This window comes from Streptomyces peucetius, from assembly GCF_025854275.1.
GTDB lineage: Bacteria > Actinomycetota > Actinomycetes > Streptomycetales > Streptomycetaceae > Streptomyces > Streptomyces peucetius_A.
Genome location: NZ_CP107567.1, coordinates 5,634,206 through 5,658,042, shown reverse-complemented (window position 1 = coordinate 5,658,042; position 23,837 = coordinate 5,634,206). Strand labels below are relative to the sequence as shown.

The following is a 23,837-nucleotide window of genomic DNA, read 5'->3' as shown; positions in this document are numbered from 1 at the left end:
GGGGTGGTGGCTCCGTGTTCAACGCCTTCGAGGAGATCTTCGCGCCAGGCCGTAAGCACACCGACGACGAGCGCAACCGTCTGGCGCTGACACGGGTCGACGTCGCTGACGGGGACCCGGGCCGCGGCCCGATAGACCTCGCCTCGGGCAAGGTCACGGTCCGGGCGCAGGGGGTGCCGGGCCCCGAGGACGACGTCGCGGCGGACGCGGCCGCCGACGCCGGAGCCGAGGGCACTGTCGGGGCCCACGAGCAGCCGCCCGCGCCGCCGGCGGACGCCGCGACCCATGACGCGCCGGATGCGCCCGCTCCCCGGCGACCGGGCGACGGGGACGACGACGTGGACGGGGCGGCCTCGAGGTAGGCGGCCCCCCCCGACCGTAGAGGACTCCGGCTCCGGCGTCAGGTGGTCCCGGCTGCCGTCAGGCCGGGACGTCCTTCGGGTCCGGGAAGAGACGGAGACGATGGGCGAGCGCGGCGGCCTCACCACGGCCGGAGACTCCCATCTTCGCGAGGATGTTGGAGACGTGGACGCTCGCCGTCTTCGGTGAGATGTAGAGCTGCTCGGCTATCCGGCGGTTGGTGTGACCGGCCGCGACCAGGCGCAGCACGTCCTGCTCACGCCGGGTCAGCCCGAGAGCCGGCCCGGCCTCGGGGGCCTCCGCCACGGTGTCGGAGTTCTCCGCGAGTGTGAGGCGGGCACGCCTGGCCAGCAACTCGACGTCCTCACCCAACGGACGGGCGCCCAGCTGCCCGGCGACGGCCCGTGCCTGGCGCAGCAGCTCCCCGGCATGCCGGCGGTCCGGGTCGCCCGACCCCGCACCGGCGGACCGCAGCAGGCACTCGGCCCACCGCAGACGGACGCCCGCGAGGTCGTACGGGCGGTCCAGTGATTCCCATGCCGCTGCGGCCTCCGCCCAGTCGGCGGCCGTGTCCGCTCCCTCCACGCGCCGCAGCTCCGCACGGACCCAGAGTTCATGGGCCCGCCACAGCGGCACCCGCGTCACCAGGCCCTTCGCTGCCTTCAGGATGCACCGCACGGCCTCGGCACGACCCCGCCCCGCCGCCGGCAGCCCTCGGGTGTCGGCCTCCAGGACCGCGGCGGACCGCAGCAGCGGCCAGGCGTAGCGCTGGGTGCCGGGCGGGAAGCCGGACGCCACGGCGTGTTCGAGTTCGAGGCGGGCGTCGAGGACGCGGCCCTGTGCCGCGGCGATCCGCAGGGCGATCGTGTGCGACGGGAGCGTCGCCTTCGGCATCGGGTCGTGCGTACCGAAGTGCCGCCGCGCCTGCGCGAGACGGTCGGCGGCCTTCACGATGTCCCCGCGCTCGAGGGCGACCGCGGCGAGCAGCACTGCGGCACGCCCGCTCGGCAGGGGACTCAGCGCCACCCGGAGGGCATGTGCCGCGGCCTTCTCCGCCTCGTCCCATCGGCCGAGGGACAGGCAGGACTCGGCCAGGTTGTTGCGGATCCAGGCGTGGCTGTCCAGCAGTCCGTACCGGCCCACCATGTCCACGCCCTCGTCAAGGACCCGGATCGCCTCGTGCGAGCGGCCGACGCTCTCCAGCACGGACGGCAGGTTGGTGTAGATGCGGCCGATGTGTCCGGTCAGCCGGAGGCAGACGGCCCGTTCCTTGACCGCGTACATGGCCGCCAGTCCGCCGGCGACGTCGCCCGCGTCGGCCATGAGAGAGCCGAGGGTGAGGCGGGCGCGGAGCTCGATGTCCTCGGCGCCGACCATGCGGGCGTACTCCACGGCCCGCTCGGCCGTCGCCAGGCTGTCCGCGCCGGGATCGTGCATCTTGCTCCAGGCAGCGGCCTCCGCGAGCACCTCGGCGTGCACGGCGGACGGTGCCAGACCGCGTACGAGGTCCTGCGCGGCGCTCAGTTCCGCCCATCCGTCGCCGCGGCCGAGGGCGGACACGAGCCGGGAGCGCTGGACGGAGAACCAGGCGGCACGCAGCGGATCGTTCTCCGCCTCGGCCAGCCGCTGACCGCGCTTGGCGGTCTTCAGTGCCCGTTCGCGTTCGCCGCAGAGCCGGCCGGCGACCGCCGCCTCCGCCATCAGGTCGAGAAAACGCAGTGGAGTGGTGCCAGGGTCGCAGCCGCACGGAGGGTAGGCCTCGGCGTGGTCCACGGGGCGCAGTCCGGCGCGCACGTCGTCGGGGGCGCTGTCCCACAGCTCCATGGCCCGTTCCAGCAGCCGGAGTTGCTCGGCGTAGGCGTGGCGCCGCCGCGCCGCCACGGAGGCCCTGAGCACGGCGGGCAGCGCCTTGGCGGGGTCACCCGCGCGGTACCAGTACGTGGCGAGCCGGGTGGCCCGCTCGTCCTGCCGTACGAGGCCGGGGTCGGCCTCCAGTGCCTCGGCGTAGCGGCGGTTGAGGCGGGAGCGCTCGCCGGGCAGCAGGTCGTCGCTCACGGCCTCACGGGCGAGGGAGTGCCGGAAGCGGTAGCCGTCGCCGTCCGGTGCGGCGAGCAGGATGTTGGCGCCGACGGCGGCGCGCAGCGCCCCGATGAGGTCGTCCTCCGGCAGCCCGGCGACCGCGTGCAGCAGGCCGTGCTCCACGGTCGATCCGCCCTCGGCCACGATGCGCACCACGCCCTGCGCGTCCTCCGGAAGCGTCTCCACGCGCACGAGCAGGATGCCCCGCAGGGAGTCGGGCAGAGCGGGGCAGTTGCCGCCGCTGAGGCCCGCGGCGAGCTCCTCGACGAAGAACGCGTTGCCGTCGGAACGCTCGAAGACCTGGTCGATCAGGGCCGGGGCCGGTTCCGCCGCCAGGATGCCGGTCATCTGGCGCCGTACTTCGGCCCGGTTGAAGCGCGGCAGCTCGATGCGCCGCACCGTGCGCATGCGGTCGAGTTCGGCGAGGAAGGGGCGCAGCGGGTGCCGCCGGTGGACGTCGTCGGAACGGTAGGTGGCGATCAGGACCAGCCGGCCGCGGCGCAGGGTGCGGAACAGGTAGGAGAGCAGGTGCCGGGTGGAGGCGTCGGCCCAGTGCAGATCCTCCAGCACCACGACCACGGTGTGGTCCGCGGAGACCTGCTCCAGCAGCCGGGCGGTGAGTTCGAAGAGGCGTGCCGTGCCCTCCTCGTCGTGGCGGCCCTGGTCGCCACCCGCCGGAGCGAGTTCCGGCAGGAGCCTGGCGAGTTCGTGCTCCTGGCCGGCGGCGGCCGCGGCCAGCTCCTCGGGCAGCCGGCGGTGCAGGGAGCGCAGTGCGGTCGAGAAGGCGGCGAACGGCAGACCGTCCGCGCCGATCTCGACACATCCGCCGACAGCGACGACAGCCTCCTGGCGGCACGCCTCGCTCAGCAGTTCCTCGATGAGCCGGGTCTTGCCGACGCCCGCCTCACCGGCGATGAGCAGGCCCTGCGGCTCGCCCCGGGACGCGGCGGCCGGGGACGGGCCACCGGCCGCGCGGCCGAGCGCGTCGGTGAGCATCCCCAACTCACCGGCGCGGCCGACGAACACCGGGCTGACGGACCTTGTTTCCACGCCGCCGAGCATCGCACAACCGTCCCGGGGCACGGCAGCCCCGATCGGTCCTTCCGTCGTCACGCGGGGTCATGCCGCCCGCGTGAAGCGGCGGCGGTCCGGACGGCTCACCCGCCCCTCCCCTTCGTCACCGGCGGACGGACGGCGCCCGGCGCGACGGGTGCGCGGCATCCGGGGGACACGGCGCTCCGCCTCGGCCTCACGGAGCAGGTCGGCGCGGCGCAGTTGCTGCATCTCGTAGTCGAACATGTCGTTCCTCCTGTGTCGGTGGGGCCTTTCCTCCGGCCCCTGACGCCTGTCCAGACTCGTCCCTCAGGAAGGCCGGCCGCATCGGGCGACTGCCGCATCTTCGGGAGCCGGAGCGCCTTAGGCGGCGTCCGTGGGCCTCAGGTCCCCCTCGGCCTCCGGCGCGGCACGTACGGCATCCGCCGGGGGGCGCCTGAGGTGCGGGGTCAGGGCGAGGGTGACCGTTGCAGAGGCGGCGGCCATCACGGTCATCGCCGTCGCGGGAGTGGTGAACTGCGCGATGCCGCCGGCGACCGCCGCGGCGACGCCCTGCATGGTGAGCATCCCCGACGAGTGCAGCCCGAAGGCGTGCCCGCTCAACTCGCCCGGGGTCAGGGCCATCAGGCGTTCCTGGAGCAGCAGGCTTGCCGAGAAGCCGGTCGACGCGACCGTCACGGCGACGAGGGCCACGGGCAGCGCCGGTCGCAGGGCGAAGACCAGGTACGGGAGGGCGAGCAGCAGGAGCAGAGGTGGCGCACCGAACCGTTCGCGCCACCGCACCGGCAGGAAGCGGCCGGTCAGGGTGTCACCGGCGAGCATGCCCCCCGCGGCGAAGGCGAACAGCAGGCCGGCGTGACGGGGCGCGTAGGAGACGAAGAGGGACTCGGCGCCCACGACGAGACCATTGGGCACCCACAGGGCGAGGTAGACGTGGCGCCGCGGTCGCGCCGACCAGAGGCGCGCGTTGGTCCGCCAGGTCTCGGCGGCGGACGGACGGCCCTTCGCGCGTGGCGGCCGCCCCGCCAGGCCGCAGCGGGCGACGGCCGCGGCGACCACGTACAGGGCGGCGCCGGCGAGCAGCGCGCCGCGCGGCGACAGCACGGCGACCAGCACGCCGCCGACGGCGTAGCCGCAGATCTGCAGGCTGCCCGCGCACAGGTTGAGCACCGACCGGCCGAGCAGGTAGCCGTCGGCGGGAAGGATCTCGGTGAGGAGCCCGTACCGCACGCCGCCGCCGACCGAGCCGAGCATGCCGTGCACCGCCAGGATCGCGAAGACCGCGGCGACCGGCAGGCCGGGGAGGGCGAGGGTCGCGGTGCCGGCGGCGAAGCAGAGCGCCAGTCCGACGGTCGCGGCGCGCGGCGGCAGCCGGTCGGCCGCCGACAGCAGGAGGCTCGCCCCGATCATCTGGGCCAGCAGCGGGCCGAACATGCTGAGGGCGGCGAGGAGCGGGGACCCGGTCGCGTCGTAGACCAGGGTGCCCAGGGCCAGACTGCTCACCGTCAGCGCCGCCACGTGCGCGGCGGACGCCGCGAGCAGCGGGAGGAACTCCGGGGTTCTGAAGAGCTCTTGATAGGTGCGCATGCGCCTCAGCTTCCGCAGCGCTTGAGGGGCGGCGTTAATGTTTCGCGGGGAGGCGAAACCATTGGGCTGGTGGGAAGTCAACGCGGACACGCTCGCGAACAGCCGCTTCGTCACGTCCCCGCTGCTGGAGACGGCAGCGGCCCTGATGCTGCTGGAGAAGGGCACGGCCGCCCACCCTGCCGAGCGCCGCTGGCTGGACGCCCACCGGCCGGCCTACCGGGAGCGGCTGGCCGCCGACCTGGTCACCGCGCTGCTGGTTCCCGTGGCGCTGGGGCGGCACCGGTGGATCGCCGACTTCGTCACACCGGTGCCGCCCCGCGGCAGTGATGCGCGAGGCACAGCGGCGTTCGACGAGGAGCTGGCCCGGGTCCGGGGGACGCCGGCCGACGCCGCCCTCGCCGACCTGGAGGTCGCGCACCGGGGGCCGCTCCCCGCGGCGTTGTGCCGCCCCGACCTGCCGGAACGCGTCGCGGATCTGCTCCAGTGGGTGTGGGACACGGCCGTCGCGCCCTCCTGGCCCCGACGGCGGCGTGTCGCAGAGGCCGATGTGGTGGCGCGCACCGGCCAGTTGAGCCGGGCGGGCTGGGCGGCCGCTCTGGACGACATGCATCCGGAGATGCGGTGGCTGGGCGGCAGCCGGCTGCGGATCAACTCCCGCACCCACCCGCCCCGGCAGCTGATGGGCGCCCAGTTGCTGTTCGTACCGGTCACGCCGCGCATGGGCTGGATCTCCACGGAACGGCCGGACCCGGACGGGACGGTGCACCGGTACGCCGTCGTGTACCCGTGCTCGGGCGCGCTCGCCGAACCGGGACGGGCCGCCGCCCCCGAGGCGCTGGCCAGGCTCCTGGGTGCCGGGCGTGCGGGCGTGCTGGTGCTGCTCGACGCCCCGATGAGCACCACGCACCTGGTGGCCGTGACGGGCCAGGGGCTCGGTTCGGTGGGCCGCCATCTCAAGGTGCTGCTGGACGCCGGGCTGGTGGGCCGCCGCCGCGCGGGGCGGTCGGTGCTCTACTACCGCACCGGCGCCGGTGACGTGCTGGTCGCCGCCCAGGGCCCGGAGCGGTCAGGAGAACCGGCCCGGCTGCCGGCTCACGGCTCGTAGACGTACGGCGTCGTGGTGCACAACGCCGTGAAACCCAGTCGTTCGAGGATGGGCCTGCTGTCGTCGGACGCGTCGACCTGGAGGTGGCGCACGCCCTTGGCGACGGCGAGCCGGGCACGGTGGGCGACCAGGGCGCGGTAGATGCCGCGGCCGCGCCACGCGGCCAGGGTGCCGCCGCCCCACAGGCCGGCGAAGTCGGTGCCGGGGTAGCGCTCCATACGGGCCGAGCACACCGGCAGGTCGCCGGCCATGGCCAGCGTGATGTCGACCGTGTCGGCATTCTTGGCCAGTTGTACGAGCAGTTGTGCGCGCAGCCGGTCGCCGGAGGTGCCGAACGCCTGCTCGTGCACCTGCACCACGAGATCGACGCCCGCCGCGTCGGTCACCGGCTCCAGCCGTACCCCGTCGGGCAGTTCGACGTCGACGGCCATGCGCGCGGCCTCGCCGGCCATCACCGTCTCCTGCGCCTCCGGCACGAACCCGGCGGCACGCAGCCGTGCGCCGAGGTCGTCGGGCGTGTCGTAGCTGTACAGCTTCCATTCGAAGGGCCGGCCGAGCGCCGAGAAGTGCCGCACCTGGCGGGCGATCGCGGCGTCGGCCGTGTCCGGTCGCAGCGAGGACCAGAGGACGCCGCTCCAGTCCCCGTCGTCGCCGGACTGCCGTACGACGTCACCGTCGCGTTCCCCGGGATGGGCGTCGCGCCGCAACTGGCGGTCGAAGAGGGCGAGGACGGCCGTGTGATCCTGTCGGTGCATCCGGGCATTCCAGCACCGGCCGTCCACCGGCCACCAGCGGTTTTCCCCGCCCGGCCGTGAGCCTGGCCGCGCCGTGGCCGGCTTCTCACCCGCGCTGAGGCCGCCGCGCCTGCCATTCCGGGGCCAGCACCGACCAGATCTGCTCGTCGTGCCGCTCGCCCCGGTACAGGTACGGCTCCCGCCGGGTGCCCGCGTGGGTCATGCCGAGGCGCTTGGCGACGTTGATGCTCGCCTCGTTGGCGGAGGCGACGATCCACTCCACGCGGTGCATCCCGCGCGTCCCGATCGCCCAGTCGACGAGGACCGTCACGGCACGGGTGACCAGGCCGCGGCCCACCGCCGAGGGCTCGAGCCAGCAGCCCGCCTCGCAGGTGCCCTGGTCGACGTCCATGGTGCGGAGCATGACGCCCCCGACAAGGGTGTCCGCCAGCCAGATGCCATGGATGCGGCCGGTGTCCGCGGCCTTCTTGTCGGCGTACCGCTGGAGGAATCCGCGGGCGGCGTCGACGTCCGTGACGATGTCCGGCAGGCCCACGTAGCGGCCGATGTACTCGCGGCCGCGTTCCATGTGGTCGAAGAACTCCTCGGCCTGCCAGGGTTCCAGCGGACGCAGCTCCGCCCCGTCGTCGCCGAGGTCTGTCGCGAACACAGTGCTCCTTCGATGGCCTGCGGGCCGTTACGGCACGAGCTCGCCGCTCTCGCTCGCGCGCCCCTGCGGGAACCTCGCATGCGCGGCCTCGCGGGACGCCGGCTTTTCGATGCTGATCCGCGGCAGCAGCCGGTCCACTCCGCGCGGCAGCCACCAGTTCGCGCCGCCGAGCATGTGCATGAGGGCGGGCACCAGCAGCGTCCGCAGGACGAACGCGTCCAGTGCCACCGCGGCCGCCAGTCCGATGCCGAACATGGCGATGACCCGGTCGCCGCTGAGCACGAAGGCGAGGAACACCGAGATCATGATGACGGCGGCGGAGTTGATCACACGGCTGGTCTCCGCGAGGCCCACGCGTACCGCTCGCCGGTTGTCGCCGGTCTCCAGCCACTCCTCGTACATCCGGCTGACCAGGAAGACCTGGTAGTCCATGGAGAGCCCGAAGAGCACCGAGACCATGATCACGGGCAGGAACGGTTCGATGGGGCCGGCTCTGCCGAGACCCAGCAGTTCGCTGCCCCAGCCCCACTGGAAGACCGCCACGACGACGCCGAAGGCGGAGGCGACGGCGAGCACGTTCATCGCCGCGGCCTTCAGCGGGATGCCGACGGAGCGGAAGGCCAGGAGCAGTAGCAGACAGCCGAGCGCGATCACGACGCCGACGAACAGCGGCAGCTTTCCGACGATGATCTCCGCGAAGTCGTCGTAGCTCGCGGTGACGCCGCCGACGTGCACCTCGAGCGAGGTGCCCTTCTCGGCGACGGGCAGGACGTCGGTGCGCAGGCGGTCGACGAGCTCGCTCGTCGCCTTCGACTGGGGCGCGGTCTCGGGGACGACGGTGAGCACCGCCGTGTCGCCGCTGCCGTTGTACGTGACGGGGCCGACGGACGAGACGCCGTCGGTGGCCTGGAGGTCGTGGCGGAGCCGGTCCATGGCCATGTGGTCGTCGGGGCCCTCGAGCCCGGCGACCAGGGTGAGGGGCCCGTTGATGCCGGGGCCGAAGCCTTCGGCGAGCAGGTCGTACGCCTGCCGGGTGGTGGCGGTGTCGGGGCCGTTGCCCTGGTCGGAGGTGCCGAGGTGGAGCGAGAACGTCGGCAGGGCGAGCGCCAGCATGACGGCCGCGGCGACGGCGCCCAGCAGTTTGGGCCGGCGTTCGACGAAGGCGGACCAGCGGGCGGCGAAGCCCGTCGGCAGCTCCGGCTGCGGCCCGTGCCCGGCCAGCCGGCGCCGTTCGCGACGGCTCAGCGCACGCATGCCGATCAGCGAGAGCAGGGCGGGCAGCAGCGTCACGGAGGCGGCCACGGTGAGGACGACGGTGAGGGAGGCGGCGATGGCGACACCGTTCAGGAAACCGAGCCGCAGGATCAGCATGCCGAGCAGCGCGATGCAGACGGTGGCGCCCGCGAAGACGACCGCCCGGCCGGTGGTGGTCACGGCGTCGCGCGCCGCCCGGTCGACCGGCACGCCGCGTTTGAGGCCCTGGCGGTGCCTGGTGACGATGAAGAGGGCGTAGTCGATGCCGACGCCGAGCCCGATCAGCAGGCCGAGCATGGGTGCGAAGTCGGCGACGGTCATCACATGGCCGAGGAGCACTGTCCCCGCGTAGGCGGTGCCGACGGAGACGAGCGCGGTGGCGATGGGCAGCACGCTGGCGGCGAGGGAGCCGAAGACCAGGAAGAGGACGACGGCCGCGACCGCCACGCCCACGATCTCGGCGAGATGGCCGCCGGAGCCTTCGGTGAGGGCGACGGCGCCACCGCCGAGCTCGACCGCCACCCCGTCGGCCCGGGCCGCTCTCGCCGTGTCCACGACGGCCTGCGCCTGAGCCGGTGGGATGTCCTCGACAGGGTCGTCGAAGGTGACGTACGCGAACGCGGTCTTCGAGTCGGCGCTGATCTGCGGGGCGCCGTCGCTGCCGTAGGGGCCGGCGACGAGGGCGATGCCGTCGAGTGCGGCGACGTCGTCGAGCATCGCGGACATGCGTTTCTCGATGTCGGGGTCACGGACGGTGCCGCTGTCCGTGTGCCAGACGATGGTGTCGCTGTCCCCGCTCCGCCGGTCGAAGCCCTCCTGGAGCACCGCGGTGGCGCGGCCCGATTCCGTGCCCGGGACCTCGTAGTCGTTGGAGTACGAGGTCCCCGCGACGGTCGCCGCGGACGCCGCGCCGACCAGGGTGACGAGCCAGAGCAGGACGACGACGAAGCGGTGCCTGACGCACCACCGGGCGATTGCTGCCAACGGACCGCTCCCTGGGTGGCTCAACGGATCTTTGGTCGGGAACGGCCCGCAAAGAACTCATGACCTGCAAGGAAACACCCTGGCAGCCAATCGTGATCATTTGTCCTGTTCGTGGCGTTAGTCACACAGTGCGCTCTGGGCCGAGGGGACCGCGGTCACCGTCCCGCCGGCCCCGGGCCACGGGCCGCACGTCAGCCGGAGACACCGGCGCGGCCGTTCTCGATGTGGCCCATCAGCCGGCGCCTGAAGCCGGGCACCGCCGCCGGCTCCGGATCCACCCCCTCGACGGTCACCTCGATGTCGTACCAGCCGTGGGCGTCGGCCGCCGAGTGGACGACCGTGCGGCTGCGGCCCGGCCTGACCGTGATGCGGCGGGTCCAGTCGTGCAGGTCGGCTTCCTCCACATAGCCAAGGGGCCGCACGGTGAAGGTGAGCGGCGCGCTGCCGTTGTTGCGCAGAGTGAGGTGCAGGTCGCGGTCGCGGGGGTCGACGGCGGAGGCGACCTCCGCCGCGCCGCCCGCCGGACCGGCGAACTCCCGGCGGAAGCCGTTGGGGCCGGTGATCGTGAAGCGGTAGGCGTCACCGGTAAGGGGCACCGTCCATTGCGCCTTGCCCCTTACATCGCGGTGCTGGGGGACGTCGAACTCCCCGGCGTACGGGTAGAGCGCGAAGTGCGCGCTCGCCCGGCCGCTGTTGCGCAGCGCGACGGTGACGGCGTCCGCCGAGACCGTGGCGTCGGCGTCGGGCTGGTACGGCAGCGGGCGGGCCGGCCGGTTCCCGGGCTCCTGGACGGGCATGGACTGCACCGCCGGCGGCTGCGGCCGCCAGCGGCCCGTGAACGGCGGGATCTCCCCCGGCCGCGCCACCTCCGGCTGCGGCCCGGCGCGGCCGAAGTCGAAGGCGGAGGTCAGGTCGCCGGTGACGGTACGCCGCCACGGCGAGATATGAGGCTCCTCGACACCGGTCCACTTCTCCAGCAGCCGGATCACCGAGGTGTGGTCGAAGACCTCCGAGCACACATAGCCGCCGACGGACCAGGGGGACACGACGAGCATCGGGACGCGGACCCCCAGGCCGGTCGGGAGCCCCTGCCAGCGCTCGTCCGGGTCGTCCATGGGCGGAACGGGCGGCGGGACGTGGTCGAAGAAGCCGTCGTTCTCGTCGTAGTTGATCAGGACCACGGTGTGCCGCCAGACCTCGGAGTGCGAGGCCAGGGCGTCGAGGATCCGGTAGATGAGCGAGGCGGAGGCGATCGGCGACGAGGCACCGGGATGCTCGGAGTCGGCGGCGGACGGCACCAGGTACGAGACCTCGGGGAGCCGGCCGGCGGCGACGTCGGCGCGGAAGCTGTCGGCGAGGGTGCCGGTCTCGACGCGCCGCAGTCCGCGCTCGAACAGCGACCGCTCGCTCTGCGTCAGAGTCGCCACGCCCTCCTCGAGCGCGGCGAGCAGAGCGGCCCGCTCCCCGGGGTCCTGCGTGCCACGGACCTTCGCGTAGAAGGCCTCCATGTAGGTGAATTCACCGGCTCCCGCGTCACCGGTCCTGGCCAGCGCCTTGCGGGCGATCTTCTTGAAGCTGGTGAAGAACTCGATGCTGTTGTCGGTGAAGTTCTCCCACTCCGTGTACGTCTTCCAGCTGCGTCCGGCCTTCTCCAGGCGCTCCGCGTACGTGGGCCACGGATAGCCCGGGTGGGTGCCCTCGGCGTACGCGGCGTTGGTGACGGCGCGGCTGCCGTCAACCTCGTATCCCGTCCAGCCGCTCCACAGGTGGTTGCGGTTGGGGTTCGTCGAGGTGTGGACGGACGAGTGGTAGGCGTCGCAGATGGTGAAGGTGTCCGCGAGTTCGTAGTGCAGCGGCAGGTCGCGCCGGTCGTAGTACGCCATGGTCGCGGCGGTCTTCGCCGAGACCCAGCCGTCCATCCAGCCGTCGCGCCATGCCCTGGCGCCGCCGCCCCACGAGTGGTCGAGGTCGCCGATGTACTGGAGGTCCTTCTTCTGCGTCTCTGCGGCGTCCCGCACCGGAAACGGCAGGACCGTCCCGCTGTGCGGCGCGGGCTGCGCGTAGACCGGGCTGCCGGTGGGGAGTTCGACGGCGTTGCGGTCGCCGAAACCGCAGACGCCGCGCAGTGTCCCGAAGTAGTGGTCGAAGGACCGGTTCTCCTGCATGAGGACCACCACGTGCCTGACCGCCCGCAGCCCGCCGCTCGGCGGTTCGGCGGCGAGCGCCGCCCGCAGGGACGGCGGCAGCAGCGAACCGGCCGCGGCCGCACCGAGTGCGCCGGTCCCGAGCGCGAGCACTCTTCTGCGCGATATCTCCGGTGACACAACCGACCTCCCGTCGACGGTCAATGGTTCGTCGTCGATCCATTGCCGGGCTCGGACGGTAGCCAGGGCCGATGTCGGCGAGAAGGCCTGACGACGTCCGCGTGGTGAACGTCCAAGAGGCCACGACGGAAGTCCAATCGGGTTCCGGCCACGGCACGACGGCGGCGTCCGCCCCGGGACGCACCGGCCCACACCTGCCCGCACCGCCCGGGCCGTCCGGGCGGATCAAGGTCCTGCGCGCGTCGTGCCCCCGTACCGGGTCTGCCGGAAGAGCCCGGCCGGCCCCGGGCGACAGGAATCGGCCGTGGTCCGCAAGACCACGGGAATTGTCGGCGCCGGCTGGCACGATGGCCGACATGGAATACAGGGGGATCCACCAGACGGCCCTGACGCCCGCGGACGCCGCGGAGTTCGCCCGCATGCTCCATGACGCGCCCGGCCCGCATCTGGGCCGCGCCCCCGTGCCCGTCCTCGTCCATGAGCCGGGCACGACCCCGGCGGGGCGGCGCGGAGCGCTCCAGGTGGTGTACGACGCGATCGTGGCCCGGATCGGCGAGCCGACGCTGTACGGCGGCTCCGCGTCCGGCCCGAGCGTGCGCTGGCGCGACTGCCACCGCATCCTGCTGCTCGCCGGGGACGCGCAGCAGGTGGGGCTGTCGGTCCACGACACCCTGACCCTGGAGAGCGAGGAGCGGCGCGCCTTCGAGTGGGGCGGCCCCTGGTCCGGCGGCCGGCCCTACGACCAGGCGTTCCTGCCGTACGTCTGGCAGCTGGACCGCAGCGGCCCCGGCGAGCGCCCGACGGCGGGCCCCGGCAGCCGGCTCGCGGCGGACCTGGTGCAGTTCCAGTACGGGCTGGAACTGCTGCTCGGGGCCTGGGTGGAGCAGCTGCCGGTGCAGGTGGGCACCGACTGGGCGAGCTTCTGTCTGACCAGCTCCGCCGACCGGGGCCGCCAGCTTCTCGTGTCCTACAGCGTCGAGGACGGGCTCCACGCATCGATCGACGACCGCGACGGGGAGAACAATGAGGACCGTGCCCGGATGATGCTGGCACGCGGCTGGCAGAGCCGGGACCGCGGCTGGTGGCAGACCGACTTCCCCGACCCGGCACGCCAATCCGCGGCGGCGCTGGCCGCGCTGGTCGTCACCGAGTTGTACGCCCGCGGCACCAGGGCACCGGAGGAGCTGCGCGCACGCGACGTGAGCTGCAAGGACCGCGGCGAACTGTGGCTGCCGGGCCTCGGCATCCGCCACTGACGCCACCTGCCGTGCCGGCCTCCGGAACGGACCGGGAACAACTGCCGGGCCGGCGCCCGGCACAGTGCGGAGGACTGCCCGACCCATGGCCCGGCAGTCCCCCGGCGAGGCGCGGCTAGGCGCCGAGCAGGCCCGTGACGGGCGCGGCCTGGCCGGTCAGCGGGTCGAGCTCGCCCGGCACCTCGGTCAGCCGGTTGAGCCCGGACAGCTGCTGGGACGCGTTCGGCACGTGCTCGCGGTGCTCCGGCGCGACGGAGCTCTCGGCGAGCGTGTCGACCGTGTCCATGACGGACAGCGTCCCGGCGGGAAGCTCGGGAGAGGCGGCGCTCGCAGCGGGGGCTGCGAGCGCGGAGGCGCCGGTGGCGAGGGCAATGGCGGCGAGTACACGCTTTGCATGGGTCATGCCGTGTCAACGCCCCACTCGGGTGATCGGTCACGGGGCCGTCCACCCCCGTCCAGCGCGTACACGGAACGGGCCCCGGCGCCTGGTCCGGTCCCGGGAACCCCGAAGGGGCGGCGCGCACCCCGGGGTGTGCGCCGCCCCTCGCGGAACGGAACGTCGGGCCGTCAGCCCTCGGTCACGCCGAGCTTCTCCAGGATCAGCTCCTTGACCCGCGCCGCGTCGGCCTGGCCGCGCGTGGTCTTCATGACCGCGCCCACCAGCGCGCCGACCGCCGCGACCTTACCGCCGCGGATCTTGTCCGCGATCGCCGCGTTGCCCGCGATGGCCTCGTCGACGGCCGCGCCCAGCGCACCCTCGTCGGAGACGACCTTGAGGCCACGCTTCTCGACGACCGTGTCCGGGTCGCCCTCGCCGGCAAGCACGCCCTCGATGACCTGGCGGGCCAGCTTGTCGTTGAGCGAACCCTCCTTGACCAGCGCGGTCACCCGGGCGACCTGCGCCGGGGTGATCGCCAGCTCGTCGAGCGCCTTGCCCGACTCGTTGGCGCTGCGGGCCAGTTCGCCCATCCACCACTTGCGGGCGGCGCCCGCGTCCGCGCCGGCCTCGATCGTGGCGACGATCAGGTCGACCGCGCCCGCGTTGAGGATCGACTGCATGTCGTGCTCGGAGACGCCCCACTCCTCACGGAGCCGGTTGCGCCGCACCCGCGGCGGCTCCGGCAGCGTGGCGCGCAGCTCCTCGACCCACTCGCGCGAGGGCGCGACCGGGACCAGGTCGGGCTCCGGGAAGTAGCGGTAGTCCTCCGCCTCCTCCTTGACCCGGCCGGACGTGGTGGAGCCGTCGTCCTCGTGGAAGTGACGGGTCTCCTGGACGATCGTGCCGCCGGACGAGAGGACCGCGGCGTGCCGCTGGATCTCGTACCGGGCCGCACGCTCGACGCTGCGCAGCGAGTTGACGTTCTTCGTCTCGGAGCGCGTGCCGAACTTCTCGGTGCCGTTCGGCCGCAGCGACAGGTTCACGTCGCAGCGCATCTGGCCCATCTCCATGCGGGCCTCGGACACGCCGAGCGCCTTGATGAGCTCGCGCAGTTCGGCGACGTACGCCTTGGCCACCTCGGGGGCGCGCTCGCCGGCACCGACGATCGGCTTGGTGACGATCTCGATCAGCGGGATACCGGCGCGGTTGTAGTCCAGCAGAGAGTGGGAGGCGCCGTGGATGCGGCCGCCTGAGCCGCCGACGTGGGTCGACTTGCCGGTGTCCTCCTCCATGTGGGCGCGCTCGATCTCCACACGGAAGACCTCACCGTCCTCGAGCTGGACGTCCAGATAGCCGTTGAAGGCGATCGGCTCGTCGTACTGCGAAGTCTGGAAGTTCTTCGGCATGTCCGGATAGAAGTAGTTCTTCCGGGCGAAACGGCACCACTCGGCGATCTCGCAGTGCAGTGCCAGGCCGATCTTGACGGCCGACTCGACGGCGACCGCGTTGACGACCGGCAGCGAGCCGGGCATGCCGAGGCAGGTGGGGCAGGTCTGCGAGTTGGGCTCGGCGCCCAGCTCCGTGGAGCACCCGCAGAACATCTTGGTCTTGGTGCCGAGCTCGACATGGACCTCGAGGCCCATGACGGGGTCGTAGGACGCGAGGGCGTCCTCGTACGACACCAGTTCAGTGACGGTCACGATGAAACTTTCCCTCTCAGCCCAGCAGAACGTCGTCGTCGCCGAGCCGCTTCAGCTCGCGGTAGAGGATGGCCAGGCCGGTGACGATGGCGGCGGCGGACACCGCGGCGTCGATCAGCCGCAGCACATCGCCGTCCTCGCGGGCCAGCTTGGCCTGCTTGGCGACGCTGATCGCGCCGAACGCGGTGCTGCCGAGCGACACATACAGCCCGGTCTTGGACTTCTTGAAGCTCTTGGCCTTCTTTGCCATGGCACTCACAGCTTTTCTCCGTTCTCCCCCAGCGCTGACGCCTGGGAGGTTCCCCCATCTCCGCCCACGCGGCGCAGAGGTGCGGGCATCTTCGCCTGCTGCGGCCCGGCGGCCGCGCGTGCGTCGCTCACAGTGAAGGAGCCTCCTCGAGCAGCGGGTGTCCCCAGCGTTCCACGAACGCGGACTCGACGGCGGCACCGACCTTGTACAGCCGGTCGTCCTTCATGGCCGGGGCGATGATCTGCAGGCCGACGGGCAGGCCGTCCTCCGGTGCGAGACCGCAGGGCAGCGACATGGCCGCGTTGCCGGCCAGGTTGGTCGGGATGGTGCACAGGTCCGCGAGGTACATCGCCATCGGGTCGTCGGCACGCTCGCCGATCGGGAAGGCGGTGGTCGGCGTCGTCGGGGAGACGATCACGTCGACCTGCTCGAAGGCCTTCTCGAAGTCCCGGGTGATGAGGGTGCGGACCTTCTGGGCGGAGCCGTAGTACGCGTCGTAGTAGCCGGAGCTGAGCGCGTACGTACCGAGCATGATGCGTCGCTTGACCTCGTCGCCGAAGCCCGCCTCACGGGTCAGCGCCGTGACGTCCTCCGCCGACTTCGTGCCGTCGTCGCCGACGCGCAGGCCGTAGCGCATGGCGTCGAAGCGGGCGAGGTTCGAGGAGCACTCGGACGGCGCGATCAGGTAGTACGCGGAGAGCGCCAGGTCGAAGGACGGGCAGTCCAGCTCGACGATCTCGGCGCCGAGCTCCTTCAGCAGCTCGACCGACTCGTCGAAGCGCTGCACGACACCGGCCTGGTACCCCTCGCCGCGGAACTGCTTGACGACGCCGACGCGCATGCCCCGGACGCTGCCGTTGCGGGCGGCCTCGACGACCGGCGGGACCGGCGCGTCGATGGACGTCGAGTCGAGCGGGTCGTGCCCGGCGATGGCCTCGTGCAGCAGCGCGGCGTCGAGGACGGTACGGGCACAGGGCCCGCCCTGGTCGAGGCTGCTGCTGAACGCCACCATGCCGTAGCGGGACACCCCGCCGTACGTGGGCTTGACGCCGACCGTCGCGGTGACGGCGGCGGGCTGACGGATCGAGCCGCCGGTGTCCGTGCCGATGGCGAGCGGCGCCTCGTAGGAGGCGAGCGCGGCACTGGAGCCACCGCCGGAGCCGCCCGGGATACGGGTCAGGTCCCAGGGGTTGCCCGTCGGGCCGTACGCGCTGTTCTCGGTCGAGGACCCCATGGCGAACTCGTCCATGTTGGTCTTGCCGAGGATGACGACGTCGGCGGCCTTGAGCCGCTGGGTGACCGTCGCGTCGTACGGCGGGATCCAGCCCTCGAGGATCTTCGAACCGACGGTGGTCGGGACGCCCTCGGTGGTGAAGATGTCCTTCAGCGCGAGCGGCACACCGGCGAGCGGGCCGAGCTTCTCGCCCTTCGCCCGCTTCTCGTCGACGGCGCGGGCCTGGGCGAGTGCGCCCTCGCGGTCGACGTGCAGGAAGGCGTGGACCTTCTCGTCGACGGCCTCGATGCGGGCCAGGTGGGCCTCCGTCACCTCGACGGCCGTGAGCTCGCCGGCGGCGATCTTCGTGGCGATCTCGGCGGCGGTGAGCTTGATGATGCTGTCCGACATGGTGATTAGTCCTCCCCCAGGATCTGCGGCACCTTGAAACGCTGCTGCTCCTGGGCCGGGGCGCCGGAGAGCGCCTGCTCGGGGGTGAGCGACGGACGGACCTCGTCCGCGCGCATGACATTGGTCAGCGGCAGCGGGTGGGAGGTCGGGGGTACGTCTTGGTCGGCGACCTCGGAGACGCGGGCGACCGCGCCGATGATGTCGTCGAGCTGTCCGGCGAAGTGCTCGAGCTCTTCGCCGGACAGCTCCAGACGCGCCAGCCGAGCGAGGTGGGCGACCTCCTCGCGCGTGATGCCAGGCATGCAGCGATCCTCTGGGGTGAGTGTGATGGTTTTGGCCCAATCCTATGGGGCGGGTGCGGGTGACCGTGAAACGGTTTGCTTTCCCCCTCCCCGCCCTCCCCCGAAACCGGGGCTCCGCCCCGGACCCCGTGGCGGCAGCCGACGCCCCGCCCGCCTGCGCGAGAAGCTCCGCGCCCGCGCCCGTCAACCACGCCGGCCCCTCACCGCGCCGGCAGCTGCCGGGGCGGTGAGTCGGGGGCCTGCCCCGCCCCCGGCAGGGGCCAGCCCGGGACAACCGCCCCCGGCGGGGGCTACGAGACCGCGCGGCCGGAGGCGCGGTCGGCGCGGGGCTGGGGCGGGGGGAGTTCGCCGGACGGGAGGGCGGGGCGGTGCCAGCCTCGTTCGCCGCGGGCCAGCAGCCACGCCGTCGTCTCCTGCGGCGGCATCGCCGCGGCGACCAGCCAGCCCTGCACCGCGTCACAGCGCAGGTCCCTCAGCCGCTCCCAGGTCTCGTCGTCCTCGACGCCCTCCGCGACAACCAGCAGGCCGAGCGAGTGGGCCAGGTCGACGGTGCAGCGGACGATCTCCGCGTCCTCGGTGTCGATCGCGAGCCGGGCCACGAAGGAACGGTCGATCTTCAGCTCGCTGACCGGCAGCCGGCGCAGGTGGACCAGCGACGAGTAGCCCGTACCGAAGTCGTCGAGCGACATCTTGACGCCGTGGTCGGCGAGACCGGCCAGCGTGTCCGCGGCGCGCTGCGGGTCCTCCAGCAGCACGTGTTCCGTAATCTCCAGCTGGAGCGCACCCGGAGGGACCCCGTGCCGGGCGAGCCTCGCGGCCACGGCGCCGGCGAAACCGGGCGTGTGGACGTCGCGCGGGGAGACGTTGACGGCGACCGGCACCTCGAGGCCCTGCGCACGCCACTTCGCGACCTGTCCGAGCGCGGTCTCGAGGACGTACTCGGTCAGATGCGGCATCAGCCCCGAGGACTCGGCGATGGCGATGAACTCGTCCGGGGGGACCCGCCCCCGTTCGGGGTGGACCCAGCGGACGAGCGCCTCCAGTCCGGCGACGTGCCCGTCGAAGCGGACCTTGGGCTGGTAGTGGAGCTCGACCTCGCCTGCGTCCAGCGCCCGGCGCAGGTCGCCCAGCAGCCCGAGCCGGTCGGGGGTGTTGCTGTCGCGCTTGGACTCGTACACCTCGACGCCGGTGCGGTCGCGCTTGGCCTGGTACATCGCCACGTCGGCGCGGCGCAGCAGCCCTTCGGCGTCCAGGGCGTGGTCGGGGAAGACGGCGAGTCCGGCGCTGGCCTCCAGGACGAGGGTGAGCCCGTCGAGGTCGAGGGGCGAGGAGAGTTCGGCGACGAGGTGTCTGGCGACGCGCTGCGCGGAGGTCGTGGAGTCCGCCGTCGGCAGCAGTACGGCGAACTCGTCTCCGCCGAGCCGGGCCGCCTCCGCGCCGCGCGGCAGCGCCTGCCGCAGGCGCTCGGCGATCTGCAGCAGGAGCCGGTCGCCCGCGAGGTGCCCGAGGGTGTCGTTGACGGACCGGAAGCGGTCGAGGTCGATCAGTACGAGCGCGGCCCGCGCGCTGCTGCTCTCCGCGTCCTCGAGCGCGGACCAGGTGCGCTCCAGCAGCCACTGGCGGTTGGGCAGACCGGTGAGCGGGTCCCGCAGCTGCTCCTCCGCCCTGGCCCTGGCGATCCACACCGTCGAGTCGAGCGCGATGAGAGGTACGGCGAACAGGGGCAGGAACATCGGTCGCGCGACGGCGACGACGCAGATCAGCGGCGCGATGCCGACGAGCGCGACGGCAACGAGCCCTTGCCTGAGCAGCGCCGTGCGGGCGACGGTCGGCAGTCCGCCGCCCTGGGGCGCCAGCACGTACCAGAGCAGCAGCCGGGTGACACCGAGATACGCCGTGGCGGCGAGGATCACCTCGGGCGCGGCCTCGAGCTCCCAGCCGAGCGGGTCCCAGGGCCGCTCGACGCTGGGGACGACGCCGAAGAGGGCGAGGCCGAGCGCGGCCGCGCCGATGCCGAGGACATCGACGGCGCCGTGCAGCACACCCTGCCGCCAGCGGTTGCGGCAGGCCGTGCCGACGACCGCGACGACGGCGAGGCTGACCAGACCGGCCGGCACCCAGCCGTACAGCAGCAGCGTGGCGAGCGTCAGCGCGGTGCCGGAGCCGGTGCCGCCCCACCAGCGGTCGCGGCCGAGGGCGACGAGGTGGCCGACGATGATCCCGGTGAGCAGGGCGAGCGACCATCCGTTGGCCGCCGCGGGGAACAGCGCGTGGCCTTCGACGACGGTCCGTACGATTCCGGTGGCGAGCAGGAGCGCGGCGCACGCCACGACGACCGCGGGCAGGCCGGTGACCCTGCGCGCCAGGGCCGCGAGTGCACGCGGCCGTGAGACCGGGGCAGCGCTCTCGGTCGGTTTCATTCCCGTCCCTCTCACAGCCGGCGGTGCCTGCCTCGCGATGGCTCCGTTGTCATGCCACCACGACTGAAATCCCACCACGCAGCCGTGCACGACAGGCGCGCATCTCAACAGTAGGCCGCAGGAGGCTCGTACGGGCAGCGCTCTACAGCTCTTGCCCGAATGCGACCCGGCCACCCTTATCCATCTGGTATGCGCTGAACGGGTGACCCGTACTGGGCGTTCCTGCGGTGCTCGGAGCGTCCGGATCCCGCCCCTCGTGTCGTGGTGGCGCTCTTCGTGCGCCCCCTTCGAGCGCCCGTCCGAGCCCCTTTTGTCACGTCTCCTGCGTCACAGCCGCCTCACGAGCCGCGTCAGGTCCCTGTTCGAGCAGCACGGCGAAGCCCGTCTCGTCCAGAACCGGCACCTTCAACTGCACGGCCTTGTCGTACTTGGAACCGGGGTTGTCACCGACCACGACGAAGCTCGTCTTCTTCGATACGGAACCGGCCACTTTCGCTCCGAGGCTCTGGAGCGCTTCTTTTGCGCCATCCCTGGTGTGGTTCTCGAGCGTGCCGGTGACGACGACGGTCAGTCCTTCGAGCGGCCGGGGGCCTTCGTCCTGTCCGGCCTCCTCCTCCATCCGGACGCCCGCGGCACGCCACTTGCGCAGGATCTCCTGGTGCCAGTCCTCCGCGAACCACTGCTTGAGCGCGGCGGCGATGGTCGGGCCCACGCCGTCGGTCGCCGCGAGTTCCTCCTCCGTCGCCTGCTCGATCCGCTCGATGGAACGGAACTCACGGGCGAGTGCCTGGGCCGCGACTGGCCCGACATGACGGATGGACAGACCGTTGATGAGCCGGGCCAGGGGTGCCTGCTTGGCGGCCTCGATACCGGCGAGCATCGCCAGGGCGTTCTTCTTCGGCTCGCCCTTCTGGTTGGCGAAGACCGTGACGACCTTCTCCTCGCCGGTCTTGGGGTCGCGCTTGGGCAGACCGCTGTCCTGGTCGAGGACGTACGCCTTGATGGGGAGCAGCCGTTCGATGGTCAGATCGAACAGATCGCCCTCGTCCGCCAGCGGCGGCTCGGCCGGCTCCAGGGGCCGGGTCAGCGCGGCGGCGACCACCTCGCCGAAGTGGTCGATGTCCAGGCAGTCCCTGCCCGCGAGATAGGAGACCCGCTCCCGCAGCTGTGCCGGGCAGGAGCGCGCGTTGGGGCACCGCAGATCGATGTCCCCCTCCTTCATGGGGCGCAGCGCCGTCCCGCACTCCGGGCACTCGGCGGGCATGACGAACTCCCGCTCGCTGCCGTCCCGCAGGTCCACCACCGGGCCGAGGATCTCGGGGATGACGTCACCGGCCTTGCGCAGCACCACCGTGTCGCCGATGAGGACGCCCTTGGCCTTGACCACGTCCTGGTTGTGCAGGGTGGCGAACTCCACCTCCGAGCCGGCCACCGTCACCGGCTCGACCTGCGCGTACGGCGTGACGCGGCCGGTGCGGCCGACGCCGACACGGATGTTGACCAGCTTGGTGTTGACCTCCTCCGGCGCGTACTTCCAGGCGATCGCCCAGCGCGGGGCCCGCGCCGTGGAGCCGAGGCGGCCCTGCAGCGGGATCTCGTCGAGCTTGACGACGACGCCGTCGATCTCGTGCTCCACCGAGTGCCGGTGCTCACCGAAGTAGGCGATGAACTCGCGCACCTCCTCCAGCGAGCCGACCACCTTGTTGTGCCGCGCCGTGGGCAGGCCCCACTCGCGCAGCAGGTCGTACGCCTGCGAGAGACGGTCGATGGTCAGGCCCTGACGGGCGCCGATGCCGTGCACCACCATGTGCAGCGGCAGCTTGGCGGTGACCTTGGGGTCCTTCTGACGCAGTGAACCGGAGGCGGAGTTCCGCGGGTTGGCGTACGGCTGCTCACCGGCCTCCACACGACGGGCGTTGAGCTCCTGGAACTGCTCCATGGGGAAGTAGACCTCGCCGCGGATCTCCACGAGGGCGGGGATACGGTCCCCCTTCAGCCGGTCGGGGACGCCGGCGATGGTGCGCACGTTCGGAGTGATGTCCTCGCCGACACGGCCGTCGCCGCGGGTGGCCGCGCGGGTCAGCCTGCCCTTCTCGTACGTGAGGTTGACCGCGAGGCCGTCGACCTTGAGCTCGCACAGGAAGTGGTATCCGGGGGCACCGACCTCGCGCGCGACGCGGTCCGCCCAGGCGGCGAGCTCCGCGTCGTCGAACGCGTTGTCCAGGGAGAGCATCCGCTCACGGTGCTCGACCTTGGACAGCTCCGTCTCATAGTCCCCCGCGACCTTCTGGGTCGGCGAGTCGGGCGTACGCAGCTGCGGGTACTGCTCCTCGAGCCCTTCGAGCTCGCGCAGCAGCTTGTCGAACTCCGCGTCGGAGATGACGGGGCTGTCCTTCACGTAGTACCGGAAGCGGTGCTCCTCGATCTGCTCGGCGAGGAGCGCGTGCTGCTCCCGTGCCTGTGCGGGCAGGGTCGTCTGCTGTTCGCCGGCCACCGTTTCGTCCTCCCGTTGTCCGTGCACCCGTTACTCAGGGTTGTCCGCGAGTGATGTCGCGGCACGGACGCAGTGGGCGAGGGCCGCGCGGGCGTACGCGGGCGAGGCGCCCGCGAGCCCGCATGTCGGGGTGATCACCAGTGACTCCGCGAGAGTCCCCGGATCCAGCCCCAGCCTGCGCCACAGTGTCCGTACACCCTTGACGATATCGGCGCCCACTGACAATCCGGCCGACGCGGCGTCGGTGGAGGGGACGACGCCCGCGAAGAGCTTGGTCCCGGCCTCCACCGCCTCCCCGATCGACTCCTCGTCACGTTCGGTGAGCAGCCCGAAGTCGAACGAGATGCCCTGCGCACCGGCACGGCGCAGCAGCGCGAACGGCACGTCGGGCGCGCAGGAGTGCACGACGGCCGGCCCGTCCGCCACCGCCATGACGTCCCGCAGCGCGCTCTCGACGACCTGGCGGTCCACGGCGCGGTGAGTGCGGTAGCCGCTGGCGGTCCTGATCCGCCCGCGCAGCACGGCGGTCAGGGACGGCTCGTCCAGCTGGAGCACGACGTGAGCACCCGGCACCCGGCGGCGCACGTCGGCGAGATGCTCGCGCAGCCCTTCGGCGAGCGAGGCCGCGAGGTCACGGCAGGCGCCGGGGTCGCCGAGGGCCACCTCGCCGCTCCGGCGTTCCAGCGCGGCGGCGAGCGTCCACGGGCCGACCGCCTGCACCTTCAGCGGGCCTTCGTAGCCCTGGGTGAACTCCTCGAGTGCGTCGAGGTCCTCGCCCAGCCAGGACCGGGCCCGGCGGGTGTCGCGGCCGGGCCGGTCGCTGATCCGCCAGCCGCTCGGCTCCACATGGGCGTACATCTCGACGAGCAGCCCGATGGTCCGGCCGATCATGTCGGCGCCGGGTCCGCGGGCCGGCAGCTCGGCCAGGTGCACAAACTCCTCGAACGTCCCGGTGACCGTCCTCGCCGCCTCGCGCGCGTCGCCGCCGGGCATGGACCCCACACCGGTGGCGGGGCCCCAGGGAAACTCGTTCTTCTCGCTCACCCGGGAAGCGTACGCGGGCCGGACGGCCCCGGCGTGACCGGACAACGCCCAGCCCGCACGCGGCACGGGCCCGGCACGGGGCCGGGGCCCGCGGGGCCGGGGCCGTGGCCGAGCCGCAGGGCGGCGCCGACCAGGCTGGAAGGCCGAGGCCGGCCTGAGGCCAAGCCCGGGGCCGGGGCCTGGGCCGGCCTGACAGCTGGAGCCGACACGGCCGGCAC

At 72.6% G+C, this 23,837-nt stretch carries 18 protein-coding genes; 3 read left to right on the top strand and 15 right to left on the bottom strand.

The features are described 5' to 3' along the window. Nucleotides 1-14: 14 nt before the first annotated feature. A complete protein-coding gene (locus tag OGH68_RS26025; protein ID WP_264247405.1) occupies nucleotides 15-362 on the top strand; it encodes a DUF6191 domain-containing protein in 348 nt (115 codons plus the stop codon). Between the two features lie 58 nt (nucleotides 363-420). Here the strand turns inward: OGH68_RS26025 and OGH68_RS26020 are convergent, their stop codons facing one another. The 3 genes from OGH68_RS26020 to OGH68_RS26010 form a co-directional block, all read right to left on the bottom strand. Beyond that, a complete protein-coding gene (locus OGH68_RS26020; RefSeq protein ID WP_264247404.1) occupies nucleotides 421-3,501 on the bottom strand; it encodes a helix-turn-helix transcriptional regulator in 3,081 nt (1,026 codons plus the stop codon). Nucleotides 3,502-3,558: 57 nt separating this feature from the next. Further along, nucleotides 3,559-3,738 carry a hypothetical protein gene (locus tag OGH68_RS26015; RefSeq protein ID WP_264247402.1) on the bottom strand — a complete coding sequence of 60 codons (180 nt, stop codon included), beginning with the start codon at nucleotides 3,736-3,738 and terminating at the stop codon, nucleotides 3,559-3,561. A gap of 117 nt (nucleotides 3,739-3,855) precedes the next feature. Next, nucleotides 3,856-5,079: an MFS transporter gene (locus OGH68_RS26010; RefSeq protein ID WP_264247400.1), complete on the bottom strand. Its 1,224-nt coding sequence runs from the start codon at nucleotides 5,077-5,079 to the stop codon at nucleotides 3,856-3,858. Nucleotides 5,080-5,140: 61 nt separating this feature from the next. Here OGH68_RS26010 and OGH68_RS26005 point away from each other — a divergent pair, with 61 nt between their 5' ends. Then, nucleotides 5,141-6,184 carry an ArsR/SmtB family transcription factor gene (locus tag OGH68_RS26005; protein ID WP_264247398.1) on the top strand — a complete coding sequence of 348 codons (1,044 nt, stop codon included), beginning with the start codon at nucleotides 5,141-5,143 and terminating at the stop codon, nucleotides 6,182-6,184. Here the strand turns inward: OGH68_RS26005 and OGH68_RS26000 are convergent. The 4 genes from OGH68_RS26000 to OGH68_RS25985 form a co-directional block, all read right to left on the bottom strand. After that, nucleotides 6,172-6,939: a GNAT family N-acetyltransferase gene (locus OGH68_RS26000; RefSeq protein ID WP_264247397.1), complete on the bottom strand. Its 768-nt coding sequence runs from the start codon at nucleotides 6,937-6,939 to the stop codon at nucleotides 6,172-6,174. The two genes, OGH68_RS26005 and OGH68_RS26000, sit on opposite strands and share 13 nt — an antisense overlap. An 85-nt stretch (nucleotides 6,940-7,024) precedes the next feature. Continuing rightward, nucleotides 7,025-7,588 carry a GNAT family N-acetyltransferase gene (locus OGH68_RS25995; protein ID WP_264247396.1) on the bottom strand — a complete coding sequence of 188 codons (564 nt, stop codon included), beginning with the start codon at nucleotides 7,586-7,588 and terminating at the stop codon, nucleotides 7,025-7,027. A gap of 27 nt (nucleotides 7,589-7,615) precedes the next feature. After that, a complete protein-coding gene (locus tag OGH68_RS25990) occupies nucleotides 7,616-9,826 on the bottom strand; it encodes an MMPL family transporter (protein WP_264247395.1) in 2,211 nt (736 codons plus the stop codon). A gap of 191 nt (nucleotides 9,827-10,017) precedes the next feature. Beyond that, on the bottom strand, nucleotides 10,018-12,150 hold the full coding sequence (locus tag OGH68_RS25985) for a phosphocholine-specific phospholipase C (RefSeq protein ID WP_264247393.1): 2,133 nt from the start codon (nucleotides 12,148-12,150) through the stop codon (nucleotides 10,018-10,020). A gap of 347 nt (nucleotides 12,151-12,497) precedes the next feature. Between OGH68_RS25985 and OGH68_RS25980 the strand changes: the two genes are divergently transcribed. After that, nucleotides 12,498-13,406: a hypothetical protein gene (locus tag OGH68_RS25980; RefSeq protein WP_264247391.1), complete on the top strand. Its 909-nt coding sequence runs from the start codon at nucleotides 12,498-12,500 to the stop codon at nucleotides 13,404-13,406. A gap of 115 nt (nucleotides 13,407-13,521) precedes the next feature. Here OGH68_RS25980 and OGH68_RS25975 read toward each other — a convergent pair whose 3' ends face one another. The 8 genes from OGH68_RS25975 to OGH68_RS25940 form a co-directional block, all read right to left on the bottom strand. Beyond that, nucleotides 13,522-13,809: a hypothetical protein gene (locus OGH68_RS25975; protein WP_264247390.1), complete on the bottom strand. Its 288-nt coding sequence runs from the start codon at nucleotides 13,807-13,809 to the stop codon at nucleotides 13,522-13,524. Nucleotides 13,810-13,973: 164 nt separating this feature from the next. Next, nucleotides 13,974-15,485 (bottom strand): Asp-tRNA(Asn)/Glu-tRNA(Gln) amidotransferase subunit GatB, encoded by a 1,512-nt coding sequence (gatB, locus tag OGH68_RS25970; RefSeq protein ID WP_264247388.1) that lies wholly within the window; start codon nucleotides 15,483-15,485, stop codon nucleotides 13,974-13,976. 16 nt (nucleotides 15,486-15,501) lie between these two features. Then, on the bottom strand, nucleotides 15,502-15,735 hold the full coding sequence (locus OGH68_RS25965; protein ID WP_264250298.1) for a hypothetical protein: 234 nt from the start codon (nucleotides 15,733-15,735) through the stop codon (nucleotides 15,502-15,504). A gap of 127 nt (nucleotides 15,736-15,862) precedes the next feature. Continuing rightward, nucleotides 15,863-17,359 carry an Asp-tRNA(Asn)/Glu-tRNA(Gln) amidotransferase subunit GatA gene (gatA, locus tag OGH68_RS25960; protein WP_264247387.1) on the bottom strand — a complete coding sequence of 499 codons (1,497 nt, stop codon included), beginning with the start codon at nucleotides 17,357-17,359 and terminating at the stop codon, nucleotides 15,863-15,865. Nucleotides 17,360-17,364: 5 nt separating this feature from the next. Then, nucleotides 17,365-17,661 carry an Asp-tRNA(Asn)/Glu-tRNA(Gln) amidotransferase subunit GatC gene (gene gatC / locus OGH68_RS25955; RefSeq protein ID WP_005311569.1) on the bottom strand — a complete coding sequence of 99 codons (297 nt, stop codon included), beginning with the start codon at nucleotides 17,659-17,661 and terminating at the stop codon, nucleotides 17,365-17,367. Between the two features lie 290 nt (nucleotides 17,662-17,951). Continuing rightward, nucleotides 17,952-20,081: a putative bifunctional diguanylate cyclase/phosphodiesterase gene (locus OGH68_RS25950; protein WP_264247386.1), complete on the bottom strand. Its 2,130-nt coding sequence runs from the start codon at nucleotides 20,079-20,081 to the stop codon at nucleotides 17,952-17,954. 313 nt (nucleotides 20,082-20,394) lie between these two features. Next, nucleotides 20,395-22,575: an NAD-dependent DNA ligase LigA gene (gene ligA, locus OGH68_RS25945; protein WP_264247385.1), complete on the bottom strand. Its 2,181-nt coding sequence runs from the start codon at nucleotides 22,573-22,575 to the stop codon at nucleotides 20,395-20,397. Between the two features lie 30 nt (nucleotides 22,576-22,605). Further along, entirely contained in the window at nucleotides 22,606-23,619 is a 1,014-nt protein-coding gene (locus OGH68_RS25940) for a methionine synthase (protein WP_264247384.1), read from the bottom strand. Nucleotides 23,620-23,837 lie beyond the last annotated feature (218 nt).

What these genes read in the sequence shown, in the direction of transcription:
- OGH68_RS26020 (WP_264247404.1), bottom strand. Translation starts at nt 3,501, where the DNA reads ATGCTCGGCGGCGTGGAAACAAGGTCCGTCAGCCCGGTGTTCGTCGGC.
- OGH68_RS26015 (WP_264247402.1), bottom strand. Translation starts at nt 3,738, where the DNA reads ATGTTCGACTACGAGATGCAGCAACTGCGCCGCGCCGACCTGCTCCGT.
- OGH68_RS26010 (WP_264247400.1), bottom strand. Translation starts at nt 5,079, where the DNA reads ATGCGCACCTATCAAGAGCTCTTCAGAACCCCGGAGTTCCTCCCGCTG.
- OGH68_RS26000 (WP_264247397.1), bottom strand. Translation starts at nt 6,939, where the DNA reads ATGCACCGACAGGATCACACGGCCGTCCTCGCCCTCTTCGACCGCCAG.
- OGH68_RS25980 (WP_264247391.1), top strand. Translation starts at nt 12,498, where the DNA reads ATGGCCGACATGGAATACAGGGGGATCCACCAGACGGCCCTGACGCCC.
- OGH68_RS25975 (WP_264247390.1), bottom strand. Translation starts at nt 13,809, where the DNA reads ATGACCCATGCAAAGCGTGTACTCGCCGCCATTGCCCTCGCCACCGGC.
- OGH68_RS25965 (WP_264250298.1), bottom strand. Translation starts at nt 15,735, where the DNA reads ATGGCAAAGAAGGCCAAGAGCTTCAAGAAGTCCAAGACCGGGCTGTAT.
- gatA (WP_264247387.1), bottom strand. Translation starts at nt 17,359, where the DNA reads ATGTCGGACAGCATCATCAAGCTCACCGCCGCCGAGATCGCCACGAAG.
- gatC (WP_005311569.1), bottom strand. Translation starts at nt 17,661, where the DNA reads ATGCCTGGCATCACGCGCGAGGAGGTCGCCCACCTCGCTCGGCTGGCG.
- OGH68_RS25950 (WP_264247386.1), bottom strand. Translation starts at nt 20,081, where the DNA reads ATGAAACCGACCGAGAGCGCTGCCCCGGTCTCACGGCCGCGTGCACTC.